Below are 14,328 nucleotides of genomic sequence, written 5' to 3'. Positions count from 1 at the left end.
ATGTGTATCAGTTTAACTTATAATCCAGTAGCTTAAGGGCGTCAACAGGGTTGACGGCACCGAAGCCGGTTTTCATTTCTTTTAGTTTTCTTGTTTTTCGATCTGCCGTGAGCATTAGTAGTTTTTTAATGCTCGAGTCGGAGAGGGCTTTGTCTCGTTTTTTGGCATAAGACTTCATAAGCGCAATAAGTGCGGTTACAAAAGGAGCAGCCTGGCTGGTGCCGCTAGAGTAGGCATACTTATTTTCCAGGTAGGTGCTGTAAATATTGGTGCCCGGAGCCACAAAGGATATGTGGGCACCGTAGGTGGAGTAGGGGGCAATTTCACCGTTGGTATCTAAGGCACCAACGGCAATTACATAAGGATTAGCTCCGGGATAATACATTTGGTGCCTGCCGTCATTGCCGGCTGCAGCCACAATGGTTACCCCTTCGTCTTTGGCATAGTCGATTACCTCCTTGTGAGGGAGGCCGCCACCGGAATGTTTAATGCCCAGGCTCATGTTAATAATGTCGGCCTTGGCATCGATGGCGAATTTTAACCCAGCATTTATATTATCAACTATGCCGGCACCAACCACTGAGTCACCTTTCCTCATGGCCCCTAGTACTCTCACCGGAATAATTTTTGAGCGTGGCGAAAGCCCCATGGGCATATGAAGCCCGCGGGCAGCTATAATGCCGGTTACATGAGTGCCATGGCCAACCTCATCGCCCGGATCATTATCAAACCCTAAAAAATCGCCAACAAAGTCGCTTTGGCCATCTATAATGTCTACAAAGTCTTTTCCGTCTAAGAGGGCATGGCGCAGCTCCGGATGGGTAGCCGTAATGCCCGTGTCTAACACGGCCACTTTTATGGTGGGGTGGCCCTGGGTGAACCGATGGGCTTCTTTTATGATTTTTTCCTGCGCTCGCTGTGGAAACTGGTCGTTCAGTACTGAATGGGCTTCGTACTTTGGCAGCTCGGCCGATGCAATTTCAAATTTTCGAACATACTCTACTTCCGGAAGCAAGGCTATTTGGTCTACCAGGCTTTGGGGTATGCTGGCTTTGTTACGAAGAATGAGACGGTAGATTCGGTTGAGCCCATTCTTTACTTCTGTGGGCGACCATCCTGACTTTTTGGCCTTTTCATATTCATGGGTTACCCAAACGGGTACTTGGTTTTTCTCCAGTATGGAGTCTACATCGGCTGCAAGTGAAAATTGTGGAGAGGATTTATCATGAATAAGCTGTTGCCAGGAGCTGAACTGCCCGGAAACAGGTTTATGGAGCTTTATGATAAGGTGTTCTCTCATTTTAAGGTGCGTTTTCGAGAAACTTTAGCACCCTTAATGGGAGAAATAGAAAAAGGTAACCCAGGCAAAAGAAAAAAAATTGAATTACCGTTCAAAGACGCCTGAGCGACTCAGGGGTACCTTACTTTTTGTTAAGCATACAATTGTCTATTTTGAATGAGTTTTTGAGAAATCTTTCCATAGTGGAGGGTTACCTTTTTCACTATAAGATCATTAAAGGATAGCATTTGAATGGATAGCGGATCGCTGATTGACCGTATTAGGCGCGGAGACAATGCTGAATTGCAAAAGGTCTATGAAATGTACAGAGGTGAGTTTATGGTATGGGCCAACAAACACTTCGATCTTGATTTTGAAGAGTGCAAAGAGGCCTACCAACTCAGCATGGTACAGTTCTATGAAAATGTGGTTTCGGGCAAGTTGCAGGTGTTTACCAGCGATCCCAAAACGTATATTTTCGGTATTGGGAAAAACAAAATCCGGGAGTTGCGCGAGCTTAGGTTAAAGCAGCCCGAAGCGGGCCGCTTTGAGGCAGAATCGACTGACGAACGATTGAGCCGAGAATCGCTGCTCAACAAGGTTGAACAGGCATTACATCAGTTAGGAGATCCCTGCCAGAAATTGCTGGAACTATACTACTATAAGAAAATGAGCCTGGCGGAGATTACGCTGGCGCTGGAATATAAAAACACTGATACGACCAAGAATTTGAAGTATAAGTGTTTGAACAGACTACGAAAACTTTTTACCGGAGGGAATTAGATGGAGGAGAAGGAAAGAGACTTAGAGCGCATAGAACAATATTTGAACGACCAGTTGTCGGCAGAGGAACGGACTGCGGTAGAGCATCGACTGTCCGAAGACAAAGACTTTCTAGCTCTGAAGGAGGATTTTGTAGCACTGAAGGAGGGGATAGAGCAAGCAGGTAGAAATGCGCTGAGGCACACTATGGATTCTTGGGAAAAAGATCTTGGAAACCCTTTAGAAGAGCCGAAAGGTGAGCAGAGAAGTTTGGGGCCTTCGCTGATTATGCGCTGGGCTGCCGTTTTTCTGGTGGGAGTAGTAAGTGTTGTGGCCTGGTATTTTGGAGCAAACCAAAGCCATAAAAGGCTGTATAATAATTATTTTGAGGTATATGCGAATGTGGTGCTTCCCAATACGCGTAGCAACGAAACACTTACTAAAGAAGAACAGGCCTTTTTGGCCTATGACAATGAAGACTATGAAAGAGCTGTACAGCTCTTTAACCAAATACTAGAAGCAGAACAGAAAGAGTATGTGCTGTTTTATAGTGCTCAGGCTCATATGGTGTTGAACGAACATGCCGAAGCCATAAAGTACTTGCAAGATGTACTCCGAAGGCAAGGTCTACTTGTAAGCCAAGCGCGATGGTATTTGGCACTTTGTTACTTACATACAAAAGAGACTGAAAAGGCAAAGGAACAGTTGAAGGTATTGGCAGAGGGCGATTCGTCTTATTCAGAAAGGGCAAATGAACTCCTACAAGAGATGTAATATTTTTTAACCAAAACCAATAAGCCATGAGTGAAACTGATAATGATGACAGCACAGACAACCGAGTACTTGAAGACCACAAGCCACCACCACCGCCTCCGCCAGTTTATTTTGGAGGGTATGCTGTTGGTGCTGCCTCTATAGTGTACATACTGTACACGCTTTGGCAGTGGATTGTTTGTGGTTGCGCTTAGCAATATCAAAGTCTGGGCTCAAGAATATTGTCCTTCTTGGCCCGGGCTTTTTTTAACACTACCATGCCTATTGTGGTCAGAGCAAGAGCCAGTAGCCAGTAAGCCCGGCTTTGTTGGGGCGCAGGCTCAAAAGTTTGTCTGGCATTGCCCAGTTGAATGAATCCGGCCCAGTTGGCGGGGTGAGCACTTAGCTCATCGGCCCGGTTGAGGTATTGGAGTTTTGCCTGCCTGAGCGAGTTGCCCACAGGTTGGCCAGCAGCTATTTCCCTATAAAACTGTTTAAAAAGTTCTGCAGTAGCCCGGTCGGCCACTTTCCATAAAGACATAATAAGGTTGGGGTTATTGGCATAGCTAAAACCCTTACTCAAACTAAGTACTCCTTCTCCTTTTTGCCATTTGCCCAGGCCGGTTTCACAGGCCGATAGAATGACCAGCTGAGAACGAATTCCTGATTCATATAGCTCATAAAGCTGAAGCCTGTTGTTTGTATTTTCCCCTTGGCTAAAATAGATACTTGAATACAAGGGAGTAAGAGTATCGGCCGAAGCATGAAGGGCCAAGTGCAGAATATTGTGGTCTGACTTTACCGACTGTAGCCATTCTGCTTTAGTAGCTGCTGGCCCTGTATAAAATCGACTGTTTTTAACCGACTCTTTAATGTATTGCAGCTCGGTTGTGGAGCCTTTTAAGGAGCTGAATTCCTGCGAGGCTGGTTCTCCAAAGGCAATGATTTTAGCAGGTTTGGTGGTGGTTTGTGCTCTTATTTGGCTTAACAGTTGGGCAGCCGAAAATGCATAGGCAATTTCCTTTTGATGAATCAGGTAGTCGAGGCTTTTGTAGTTAATGGTTTTGTAGGATGGAAGCCCGGTAAGGAGTGCCTCGAAAGGAAGCTGGTTGAGGGCACCATCGGGAATGATGGTCAACTGTTGTGAAGAACCTTTGAGCCCTGAGGGCATTAGTTTGGTGTATAAAGCATAAGCTGAGTTGGTGAAAGTGCGAAAATCGACAGACTCTCTATTTGCGAAGAGCAGCCTGTGGTGTACCAGGTTCTGAAAATTATTTAGTTCCTGTGTGAACTGATGGTCTATGGGTTGGCGGCCAAACGCTCCTCGATTACCTGCTATGGCCAGGTAGTATACATAGTGTTGCCCCATAAAATACATGATGGTCTGGTTGTTTTCCATCTGCTTCGTATAATCATCTAGCGAAATGGCTTTGCTACCGGCCAGGGCCTGATGGTAGGTTGGGTATTGCTCTTCTACAAGTAGTCTTATCTGCTCCAGGTCTTCGTTAATCTGCAGCAGTTGCCTTCTGCGGTTTATAATGAGAGAGTCGGGGCAGGCAGACACTTCGCAAGCTTGCAAACTGGCCGTAAGGCGTACCAGTTTGTCTCTTAGATCGCTTTCGGCCTGAAGAATGGAGTCACTTACCGCTATGAAGGCGTAGTTTTTGGCCCTACCAATGGATTCAAGGAGATCTTGAGCCTTGCTGTCTTCCATATATGCCCAGGCTTTATTCCATACCTCTTTGGCCGGTAGGGAATCTTTACTTAAAAATAGGGCCTCTAAAGCCGATTCATAGTGGTTATGTGCATAACCCTGAAAAGCCAGTTTTGCTTGTTCTGTTACAAACTGTTCTCGCTGCCTGCCGGCAAAATCCAACAGACGGTCGTAGCTATCGAGAGCTTCTTTGAGCCAATGGTATTCCGAACTGGTTTTAAAAAGCTTCACTTTACTGCGAGCAAGGTGACTCTGAACTCTGAAAAGAAAAGGATTGGGGGTTGAAACCTCGGAGAGAGAGACTGTCTCTCCCAACATTTCTTTGGTTTCCAGTTCAATGGCCAGGTTGTAGTGGCTTATGGCCTGGTGCAGGTGATTGTGGTCTTCATAGGCCCTGCCAATTTGGGCGTGAATCACTGCTTTTTCCCTGTTGCTATTGGAGTTGTTCAGTGCATTGTTGTAAAGCCTGTTTGCAGCTGTGGGCCGATTTTGTTTTACACGTAGATTGCCGTAAATAAGCCAACTACGAGCCGAAATGGGTTTTCCTTGTTGGAGATCAATGGCTTGCTGTAAAGCGTGTTCGGCTTCAGTAGTCCGATTCAAGTCCAGATAGGCCGTGGCCATATTGTTATAGTCTGTAACCAATTCAGCGGCTGTTTTGGATGAGGCAGGTGTAAGTTCAATCTTAGCCTGATAGGCTGCTATGGCTTTTTCATTTTGGTTTAGGGCGTTGTACAGATTGGCCATTACAGAATAGCTCAGGCTTCTAAAGCCATCGTTGTTTTCATTGTGTGCAATTTGCAGGGCTTTGTATGCATAGTTGAGCCCCATTTCATGGTCTTCAATTAACCGATAAGTAGTAGCCAGATTATAGGCATTGTAAAAAGAGGTTTGTGCATCGAAGCTTTCAGGGTGGTCTTCAATGCAATGGGCCTGCTGCCTGTAATTGAGGAGCGCCTTGCGATCGTCATACTTATAATACCTGTACAGATAGCCGAGCATAGCGTAGGTAGGAGCTAGCAAGGTGTCTGTTGCAGGTAGGTATTGTGAACGAATATGCAAGCTTTCCTCATAGGCTTCAATAGCATCGTCAATGCGGGAAAGATTAAAATACGAACGGGCTATTTTGGAAAGGAGGGATGCCCTGGCTGAATCGGGTGAAGACAGGTTTTCTAATTGATGAAAAAGTGCCAGGGCTTCGGCCCATTGCTGAGCTTTATAGAGCGAATCGGCCTGTTCTTTTAATGAAAAATGCTTTTGAGTTGGCTGCCATGCAGTAAGCTCAAAAGCATTTAGAGTCATTAATAGAAGACAAAAAAAGACGGGTAGTCGAAGGGTCATTTCATGAGTGTTAGTCTCATGAATTTAACCATTAATTCTGTTTACCCCAGTTGTCTCTTAGTGTCACTGTGCGGTTAAATACCAATTTGTTAGAAGAACTGTCTTTATCTACAATAAAGTATCCCTGACGCTCAAACTGAAACTGGTCCCCCGGCTTTGCGTGGGCCAATGAAGCCTCCAGCTTGGCGTGCTCAATCACCTCCAGCGAGTTGGGGTTGAGGTGATTCAGGTAGTCGTCTTCTATAGTGTTCAGGTTCTCTGTTCTGAAAAGACGGTCGTAAAGCCTGATTTCTGCTTCAACGGCATGAGCCACAGATACCCAACCCAGGGTTCCTTTCACTTTTTTACCACTGGTGTCTTGTCCGCTTTTTGTTTCCGGATCATACTCACAGTAGATTTCTTCAATTTCTCCCGATTCGCTTTTTTTAAAGCCCGTACATTTCACAATGTAAGCATACTTCAGCCGAACCTCTCTGTCGGGGCCAAGGCGGAACCATTTTCGAGGCGATGGAGGGTCTTCCATAAAGTCGTCTCGTTCAATATAAATTTCGCGCGAAAATGGCATTTCACGAGTTCCTGCCGACTCATCTTCAGGGTTGTTTACGGCCTGAAGCATTTCTACTTTATCTTCCGGCCAGTTGGTAATCACCACTTTTAGCGGATTTTGAATACCAAAAACACGATTAGCTTTCTTATTCAGGTCTTCTCTTATAGAGTGTTCCAGTAAGGCAATGTCTGTTATGCCATCTCTCCGGGCTACTCCAACTTTTTTAATAAAGTTCTTAATGGAGTCCGGGGTGTAGCCTCTGCGTCTGTAACCACTTATGGTAGGCATTCGGGGGTCGTCCCAGCCGGAAACATGCCCTTCTTCTACCAACTGTAGCAGCTTACGTTTACTCACTACAGTATATCCCAGGTTTAGCCGAGCAAACTCGGTTTGTTGCGAAGGGAATATGCCCAGTTTCTCAATAAACCAGTCGTATAAAGGCCGGTGGTCACGAAACTCGAGGGTACAAAGGCTGTAGGTAATTTCTTCTATGGAGTCCGACTGCCCATGGGCAAAATCATAGGTAGGGTAAATGCACCACTGGTCGCCTGTGCGGTGGTGCTTCACCTTGCGTATGCGATACATAATAGGGTCGCGCATATGCATATTGGGCGAATTCATATCTACTTTGGCTCTAAGTACATGCGAGCCTTCTTCGAATTCACCATCGCGCATTCGTTTAAACAAGTCCAGGTTTTCCTCTACCGGTCGGTTTCGGAACGGGCTTTCAATCCCGGGGGTAGAAGGGTTGGTGCGACCAGCACTTATTTGTTCGGCTGTTTGCTCATCTACATAGGCAAGTCCTTTTTCAATGAGGGTTACGGCAAACGTGTAGAGTTGCTCAAAATAATCTGAAGCATAACGCGCCTTTCCGTTCCACTCATAACCAAGCCATTCGATATCGGCCTTAATGGCGTCTACATATTCGGTGCTTTCTTTTACCGGATTTGTATCGTCAAACCGAAGGTTGCAGGTGCCATTGTATTTTTCGGCCAGGCCAAAGTTTAGCACAATAGATTTGGCATGACCTATATGCAGGTAGCCATTGGGCTCAGGAGGAAAACGGGTATGCACGGCCTGTCGTTTGCCCGATTTCAAATCAGCCTCAATCATTTGCTCAATAAAGTTCAGGGATTCGTGCTTTTCGTTTTCGCTCATGGTCGTTTCAATTAGGCTGCAATTTTAGTGAAAATGCCTCAAATGGCAGTATAAGATAGAAAGCTTCTTATGGAAACCGAAAGAGGCTTAAATAGGAGGTAGAAGATGTTAAATGATTGAAGCTGAGAGATGTGTGTATAACTATGTGGATAACCCTGTGTATAACCTTGTGAATTAGGGAGTGGGAAACTTGTTGAAAACTAAGGACTTACAAAGTTTGCGCGTAAAATTATTAAGGATACCTTAGACATACCAAGTGAGGGATAAAGAACTGAAGCATGGCTTCAATCTCTCTTCAGGGGAAGCCTGAAAAAGTGTAATGAAAGGGTTTACTCAGGTAAATCTGAAACAGCAAACGTTTCGAATCGACCGTTGAGGCAATAGTCTCAGTGGTGTGGAACTGAGGCTTTCAGGGACTCACTCCACAGGTGCCAGATCACAACTTTGAAAGGGAGTAATCTGAAGACGTTTTAAAAATCTTTCTGCTGAAAGGTGATTAAAGCAGGCCGTAGATGAGAAGCGGCCGTAATGTATGTTACGGCCAACGCAGCCACGAGCTGCGTTGCAATGCCCCACCGGAAACGGTGCGCCAAACTCCACGAGAGCGAGGAATTTAGAAAAGACTTGTTCTTAGTATAAATAGGCATTGGCATGTAAATGCTGGAAGCTGCAAAATTCACCCTCCCTTGTCACGAAGTGGCTCGGGTAAGGCGAAGCTGAAAGGAGATAGACCAAGGTAGGTTTTCCTATTGACAGTCTGGTTCTGAACAGTACCTTGGCATCCTGTTTTAACACTAGTTGAAACAGGGTGAGTGGGGGCGAGTAATCGTCCCCCGCTTTTGTTATTTGGGGGTATTTGTAAAAATACGGAAAGGATCACTGGGGAGTGATCCTTTTTTTTGTGACTGGTCTGAAATATTTTATCGCGTAGTCTTCTGTAAGTCAGGGGTTTGAAACCTCATTGAAAAAATATTCTCGTTTTTTTTCGCAGCCAATGAACAAAATTAAACTGCCTACGTTGTATTACTGATTTTAACAATAGTAATACTATCATTATCTAAAGTAAAATTAACCTACTAATGCATGGCCACTCTGCTTAAGTTACAAATGAATGAATGCCTGTATTTAAAAGATCCTCAAGACACCGAATTGGGGAGAAAAATAGTACAGCAATCCATTCAAATGATTGACGAGTTGGGGCTCGAAGCCTTTACATTCAAGAAACTTTCTTTGGTTATAGATTCTACCGAAGCTTCGATATATCGATACTTTGAAAACAAACACAAGCTTTTGGTGTATCTTATTACGTGGTACTGGACGTGGCTGGAGTATAAGATTGAATTTGAGACCAACAACGTGGCCGATCCTTACCTGAGACTATCAAAAGCTTTGCGCTTGGTAACGGAGAAAAAGACATACGATAATTCATTTCCAGATGTAGACGAAACAGCCTTGCAGCGCATAGTGATTAATGAATTTGACAAAACATACCTAACCAAACAGGTAGATCATGACAACAGCTTTGGCCTTTTTAGAGGGGTTAAATCGCTCTGTGGGCGCATTGCAGATATAGTTAAGGAGATAAACCCTGATTATCCGTATGCCCATTCGCTGATAAGTACCTGTTTGCAGGCGGCTCATCAGCAAGTCTTCTTTTCGGAGCATTTGCCTTCACTTACCGATCATTCAGGAGCCAACGACAAGGTATATACTCAAAACTATGAGTTCATCCATCAATTAGTTTTAAAAGCTATTCAAGAATAAAACATGACCAATCAGCACATTGCTAACACCATAAAAGAAGTAAAGCTATTGCTGGGTGAAGGCATCGAAGATGCTTTGTACCAGGATTTACAGGTGGGTACCCGGCTGTATTCCATCGATGAATCGTACGAATTTAAGCGTGACTTGCTAGAGTCGGCCAACAAAGTACGGGTGGTTTTGCTCGATCAGCCGTTGAAAGACGATGAACTGATTCCGTTTCTTAAGGAAGTAAGCATTCCTTTGATTGCCCTGAAGACTACTGAGTCGGGTTTTGCTCCGGTAATTATTCACAAGGACAAGAAGGGTGAGGTGGTTGTTCAGGAAGTAACGGAAAGCGAGACTCAGGAAATAACCCTTGAAGAACTTGAGGGCCGTTTAATCAAAAACGAGAGTGGCGAGATTATTCTGCTGGGCACGTTTAGTTACAAGAGCCTGGTGTCTGAGCATGACGAAGACGAGGTGCCTAAGCCTCTTTCGCCCGTAAAGCGACTGCTAAGGGTATTGGGAGAGGAGAAGAAAGACATCTTCTATGTGTTTATTTATGCCGCCTTTGTGGGTATTGTATCGCTCACCCTGCCATTGGGCATTCAGGCTACGGTTGAATTGGTTTCCGGTGGCGTGGTGTTTAGCTCCATATACCTGCTTATAGGGCTTGTGTTGCTGGGCATTTTGGCGGCCGGAGGGCTACAAATTATGCAAATAACCCTGGTGGAATATATTCAACGAAGAATCTTCACCAAAGCAGCACTGGAGTTTACGTTCCGAATTCCACGCATGAAAGTGGAAGCACTTTCTAATCTGCATATCCCCGAACTTATGAACCGGTTCTTTGATGTGCTTACCCTGCAAAAGGGATTGCCCAAGTTGCTGGGCGACCTGATGTCAGGCGTAATACAGATAGTTTTTGGTTTGCTGCTTCTTTCTTTCTACCACCCATTCTTTGTGTTTTTTGGTTTGGTGCTGGTACTTACTTTGGTGCTCATTTTCAGATTAACCGGCCCCAAGGGGTTGGAGTCATCCATTCAGGAGTCTAAGTACAAGTATAAGGTGGTGTATTGGTTGGAAGAAATAGCCAGGGTGCTTAATTCCTTCAAAATTTCGGGCAATACCAACTTGCCCATAAAGAAGACAGAGTACAACGTAAACAACTACCTCAAAAACAGAAAGAACCATTTCCGGGTGCTCATTACACAATACAGTTACATTGTACTGTTTAAGGCAGCCATTACGGGAGGGCTCCTCATTATTGGTACTTCACTGGTTATTAATCGGGAAATTACCCTCGGACAGTTCGTAGCTTCTGAGGTAATCATCATTCTTATTCTCAACTCTGTGGAAAAGATTATCACCTACATGGATGTAGTCTATGATATGCTCACGGCAGTAGATAAAATTAGCCAGGTAACTGATTTGCCGCTTGAAAAAGTTGGTGGGATTGATTTACGCAAGGAAGATGTAGACCGTGGTTTTTCTATCGAAGTAAAAGACCTTAACTACTCGTACCCTGGTGCTGACGATCTAAGCCTCAAGAATATTAACCTTTCCATTGCCTGCGGAACCAAGTTGTGTATTGCCGGAGGCAACGAGTCGGGCAAAACCACTTTCACCAACATGTTATCCGGGCTCAATCATAAGTACAAAGGCCTTATCACCATTAACGGATACAGTTTGAGAGACCTGGATTTCACCAATCTACGCGATAAGATTGCCAAGAATGTGTCTCAGGAAGATATTTTTGAAGGTACAATTCTGGACAACGTAACGGTGGGCAAACCTCAGGTTTCTGTGAGCGATGCCATTGAGGCCATTCGCCTGGTTGGCTTGCAAGACAAGGTGAACATGTTGCCTAACGGAATGAATACCCACATTTTAAGTGGAGGCAAAGGATATTCCACTTCTTTTGTGAGCAAGCTCATATTGGCACGTTGCCTGGTTAAGAAGCCTAAGCTCATGATTCTGAACGACTTCTTTCATATGTTTCAGCGTTCGGAGAAGCTCAAGCTCATACAATTGGTTATGGAAATGAGTGTGTGCACTGTGGTGGCCGTTTCTAACGATCCGGCCGTGATGTCGGCCTGCGACCGTGTGGTACTGATGGAGGACGGCCAGATTAAGGCCGATTCGACCTACGAAGAATTGCTTTCTAAAGGATATTTACAAGACCTGGTAAACGGATAAGCTTATGTTGAATATTTCTGAACAAACCGATAACAGGAGTGTAGAGCAGAAAAGCATTTTGTTCAAAACCCTCAAAACTCCTAATGCCGGCAAGCTTCTGGCCAAGGTGTTGGTATCCATTTCGTTGGTCTTCTTTGTGCTATTGTTTTTTCCTTGGCAGCAAAACATAAGAGGAAAGGGAAAAGTAACTGCCTTCTCTCCAGGGCAAAGACCTCAGTCGGTAGAATCGGCCATTGCAGGTAGAATTGAAGCCTGGCATGTAATTGAAGGGCAATTTGTAGAAAAAGGAGATACCATTCTCACTCTTTCAGAGGTAAAAGACGACTATTTCGATCCGCAATTATTGCAGCGTACCCAGGAACAGATTGAGGCTAAAAGACAGAGTATAGATTCCAAGAAGGAGAAAATTACCCAACTGGAAAATCAGATTGAGGCACTGCAAAACTTAATGAAAGTTAAGTTGGAGCAGGCGCAAAACAAGCTCAGGCAGTCTCGTTTTAAGCTGACAAGCGATAGTGTAGATTATGAGGCCGAGAAAGTAAGATATGCCAACCAGGAAAATATATTTTACCGGAACAAACAGCGCTATGAGGCCGGAAACATTGCCCTTACCAAGTTTCAGGAGTTAGAATCTAAGTATCAGGAGGCGAAAATGAAGCTCATCAGTGCTGAAAATAAATTTCTGGAATCCAAAACGGAAGTGATTAATGCACGGGTAAATATTACCGGTGTGGAAGCCGAGTATCAGGACAAAATCAGCAAGGCAAGATCTGACCTGAATAACACTGCGGCCGAAGTTTTTGAGGCAGAGGCCGGTTTGGCCAAACTGGAGAATCAGTTTAGCAACTATCAAATACGCACCCAGAACTATCAGCTGGTGGCGCCACAGTCGGGCTATGTGGTAAAAGCACTCAAAGCAGGAGTTGGCGAAACCATAAAAGAGGGAGAGTCCATTGTGCAAATCATATCGGAGAACCCTCGATTGGCAGTAGAAATGTATGTGAAAGCCATGGATGTGCCGCTTATTCAAAAGGGTAGAAAAGTGCGAATTGAGTTCGATGGTTGGCCGGCATTGCAGTTTTCCGGCTGGCCTAGTGTTTCTGTTGGTACTTTTGGAGGTGTGGTACAGGTGATCGACAGGGTAGAGTCCAGACCGGGAGAGTTCAGGATTTTAGTAACGCCAGACCCGGCCGAAGAGGAGTGGCCGCAACAGTTGCGAATGGGCTCAGGTACCAAAGGTTGGGTTATGCTAGACAATGTGCCCGTTTGGTACGAGATATGGCGTCAACTCAATGGTTTCCCTCCAAGTTTGTATGAGGCTCCGGAAGATGCGGTTTTGGTTAAAGAAGAAAAGAAGTAAAAAGCTCATGAAGCAGGTACTGATTATTCTTTCATCCTTTTTTATGTGCGTAAGTGCTACGCTGGCGCAACAAATTGAGGTAAAAACCATTGCCGAGATAGTGGCACCGAGCGATAGTGCAGAGGTATTTCCTCTCGAAGCCTACGTGAAAGTAGTTTTGGCCAACCATCCGGTGATCAAACAAGCCGATTTACTGCCCGAAAATGCTCGTGAAGAAATTCGCCTGGCTCGTGGAGCCTTCGATCCCAAGCTTACCGGTAACTGGGATGTGAAAAACTACAAAGACACGGAGTACTACGATATTTTCAACACCACTCTAAAAGTGCCCCTGTGGTTTCCGGTAGACCCTAAGATTAGCGTAGACAGAAACCGTGGGGTATACCTAAACCCGGAGCGTTCTATTGCCGAAAGCGAAGACTTTAGACAAGTAACGGCCGGTTTGAGTTTGCCGGTGGGCCGGGGTTTGCTAATCGACCAGCGAAGGGCAGCTGTGCAACAGGCTGAGCTTTTTGCCCAGATAACAGATGCTGAACGCATAAAGATGATTAATAAGGCACTGCTTTCGGCTGTTAAGGCCTATTGGGACTGGTATTACAGCTATTTTCAGTTTCGAATGGTTGACCAGAGTTTGGTCATTTCACAGGAAATTTACCGTAGAGTTAAAGTAGACTTTGAGCTTGGCGAACTAGCTGCTGTAGATACTGTTCAGGCCGCCATTACGCTGCAGAACAGAAGTACGGAAAGGCAGGCCGCTCTCATTCAGTTTAAGCGTTCTGGCCTTATGCTTTCTAACTTTTTGTGGGGTGAAAATGAGGAGCCATTGGAATTGCAGGATGATGTAGCCCCACGTTGGGATGCCGAGTTTACCCTTCCGGAAGAATCGCTGGACAGCCTTCTTGATTTTGCCGTTCAGAATCACCCTGAACTTCAGAAGTTAGGCTTTAAACTAGAGCAGTTGGGAGTAGATGAACGACTGGCCAAAGAAAACCTTAAACCAAGAGTAGACCTCAATTATAACTTCATTAATTCACCCATAAACTACTCTGGCGACTTCACAGATATTGCTTTGGGTAGTAACTACAAGTTTGGCCTGGAGGTGGAGTTTCCGTTGTTTTTGAGAAAGGAAAGGGCCAAGTTGAGGCAAACACGAATTAAGATAGATCAAACCAGTTTTGAGACCCAGTTTGCGCAACAGCAAATTCTTAATGAGGTTGAGGGTGCCTATTTTGAAATGGTCAATGGTCGCGAAATGGTGAGCCTTTTACAACAAGCGGTGAGCAACTATGAACGATTGCTGGAGGCCGAGATTTTTAACCTCAATGTGGGCGAAAGCGACCTGTTTAAAATCAATTTCCAACAAGACAAGTTGCTGGAAGCTCAGGTGAAACTTATTAAGCAGCGGGTGGCTATAGAAAAGGCCAAAGTAGAGTTACTTTGGGCGGCAGGTAAACCTTATCTAAACTTTAGATAAC

The 14,328-nt window shown here is 44.9% G+C and carries 10 protein-coding genes; 7 read left to right on the top strand and 3 right to left on the bottom strand.

Annotation, left to right across the window (positions count from 1 at the left end; translation table 11 throughout):
* Window positions 1–7: 7 nt before the first annotated feature.
* On the bottom strand, window positions 8–1,300 hold the full coding sequence (locus B3O12_RS07795) for a S8 family serine peptidase (RefSeq protein WP_286755870.1): 1,293 nt from the start codon (window positions 1,298–1,300) through the stop codon (window positions 8–10).
* Window positions 1,301–1,531: 231 nt separating this feature from the next.
* Here B3O12_RS07795 and B3O12_RS07790 point away from each other — a divergent pair, with 231 nt between their 5' ends.
* From B3O12_RS07790 to B3O12_RS07780, 3 genes are read left to right on the top strand one after another with little or no spacing between them, the layout of a single operon-like run.
* Window positions 1,532–2,062, top strand: a complete 531-nt coding sequence (locus B3O12_RS07790) for an RNA polymerase sigma factor (RefSeq protein WP_189629601.1) — start codon at window positions 1,532–1,534, stop codon at window positions 2,060–2,062.
* Complete coding sequence (locus B3O12_RS07785; RefSeq protein WP_286755869.1) at window positions 2,063–2,815, top strand: tetratricopeptide repeat protein; 753 nt, start codon at window positions 2,063–2,065, stop codon at window positions 2,813–2,815.
* A 26-nt stretch (window positions 2,816–2,841) separates the two neighbouring features.
* Window positions 2,842–3,009, top strand: coding sequence for a hypothetical protein (locus B3O12_RS07780; protein WP_189629603.1), 168 nt, complete (start codon window positions 2,842–2,844; stop codon window positions 3,007–3,009).
* A 5-nt stretch (window positions 3,010–3,014) separates the two neighbouring features.
* On the opposite strand, the gene B3O12_RS07775 is transcribed toward B3O12_RS07780, so the two are convergent.
* Window positions 3,015–5,849 (bottom strand): CHAT domain-containing protein, encoded by a 2,835-nt coding sequence (locus tag B3O12_RS07775; protein ID WP_286755868.1) that lies wholly within the window; start codon window positions 5,847–5,849, stop codon window positions 3,015–3,017.
* A gap of 31 nt (window positions 5,850–5,880) precedes the next feature.
* A complete protein-coding gene (locus B3O12_RS07770) occupies window positions 5,881–7,554 on the bottom strand; it encodes a glutamine--tRNA ligase/YqeY domain fusion protein (RefSeq protein WP_286755867.1) in 1,674 nt (557 codons plus the stop codon).
* A gap of 1,083 nt (window positions 7,555–8,637) precedes the next feature.
* On the opposite strand from B3O12_RS07770, the gene B3O12_RS07765 reads away from it, so the two are divergent.
* From B3O12_RS07765 to B3O12_RS07750, 4 genes are read left to right on the top strand one after another with little or no spacing between them, the layout of a single operon-like run.
* Entirely contained in the window at window positions 8,638–9,318 is a 681-nt protein-coding gene (locus B3O12_RS07765) for a TetR/AcrR family transcriptional regulator (RefSeq protein ID WP_189629606.1), read from the top strand.
* A 3-nt stretch (window positions 9,319–9,321) separates the two neighbouring features.
* Entirely contained in the window at window positions 9,322–11,496 is a 2,175-nt protein-coding gene (locus tag B3O12_RS07760) for a peptidase domain-containing ABC transporter (RefSeq protein ID WP_286755866.1), read from the top strand.
* A gap of 4 nt (window positions 11,497–11,500) precedes the next feature.
* Window positions 11,501–12,856, top strand: a complete 1,356-nt coding sequence (locus tag B3O12_RS07755; RefSeq protein ID WP_189629608.1) for an HlyD family secretion protein — start codon at window positions 11,501–11,503, stop codon at window positions 12,854–12,856.
* Window positions 12,857–12,863: 7 nt separating this feature from the next.
* Window positions 12,864–14,327, top strand: coding sequence for a TolC family protein (locus B3O12_RS07750; RefSeq protein ID WP_189629609.1), 1,464 nt, complete (start codon window positions 12,864–12,866; stop codon window positions 14,325–14,327).
* The last annotated feature ends 1 nt before the right edge of the window (window position 14,328 follow it).

Origin of the sequence: Roseivirga sp. UBA838, from assembly GCF_002296035.1 — a bacterium.
Taxonomy (GTDB): domain Bacteria; phylum Bacteroidota; class Bacteroidia; order Cytophagales; family Cyclobacteriaceae; genus Roseivirga; species Roseivirga thermotolerans.
The sequence above is the reverse complement of the archived record's forward strand: the minus strand, read 5'-3'. Positions and strand labels throughout refer to the sequence as shown.

Coding starts and splice junctions, on each gene's coding strand:
- B3O12_RS07795 (WP_286755870.1), bottom strand. CDS start 1,300: ATGAGAGAACACCTTATCATAAAGCTCCATAAACCTGTTTCCGGGCAG.
- B3O12_RS07790 (WP_189629601.1), top strand. CDS start 1,532: ATGGATAGCGGATCGCTGATTGACCGTATTAGGCGCGGAGACAATGCT.
- B3O12_RS07785 (WP_286755869.1), top strand. CDS start 2,063: ATGGAGGAGAAGGAAAGAGACTTAGAGCGCATAGAACAATATTTGAAC.
- B3O12_RS07780 (WP_189629603.1), top strand. CDS start 2,842: ATGAGTGAAACTGATAATGATGACAGCACAGACAACCGAGTACTTGAA.
- B3O12_RS07775 (WP_286755868.1), bottom strand. CDS start 5,849: ATGACCCTTCGACTACCCGTCTTTTTTTGTCTTCTATTAATGACTCTA.
- B3O12_RS07770 (WP_286755867.1), bottom strand. CDS start 7,554: ATGAGCGAAAACGAAAAGCACGAATCCCTGAACTTTATTGAGCAAATG.
- B3O12_RS07765 (WP_189629606.1), top strand. CDS start 8,638: ATGGCCACTCTGCTTAAGTTACAAATGAATGAATGCCTGTATTTAAAA.
- B3O12_RS07760 (WP_286755866.1), top strand. CDS start 9,322: ATGACCAATCAGCACATTGCTAACACCATAAAAGAAGTAAAGCTATTG.
- B3O12_RS07755 (WP_189629608.1), top strand. CDS start 11,501: ATGTTGAATATTTCTGAACAAACCGATAACAGGAGTGTAGAGCAGAAA.
- B3O12_RS07750 (WP_189629609.1), top strand. CDS start 12,864: ATGAAGCAGGTACTGATTATTCTTTCATCCTTTTTTATGTGCGTAAGT.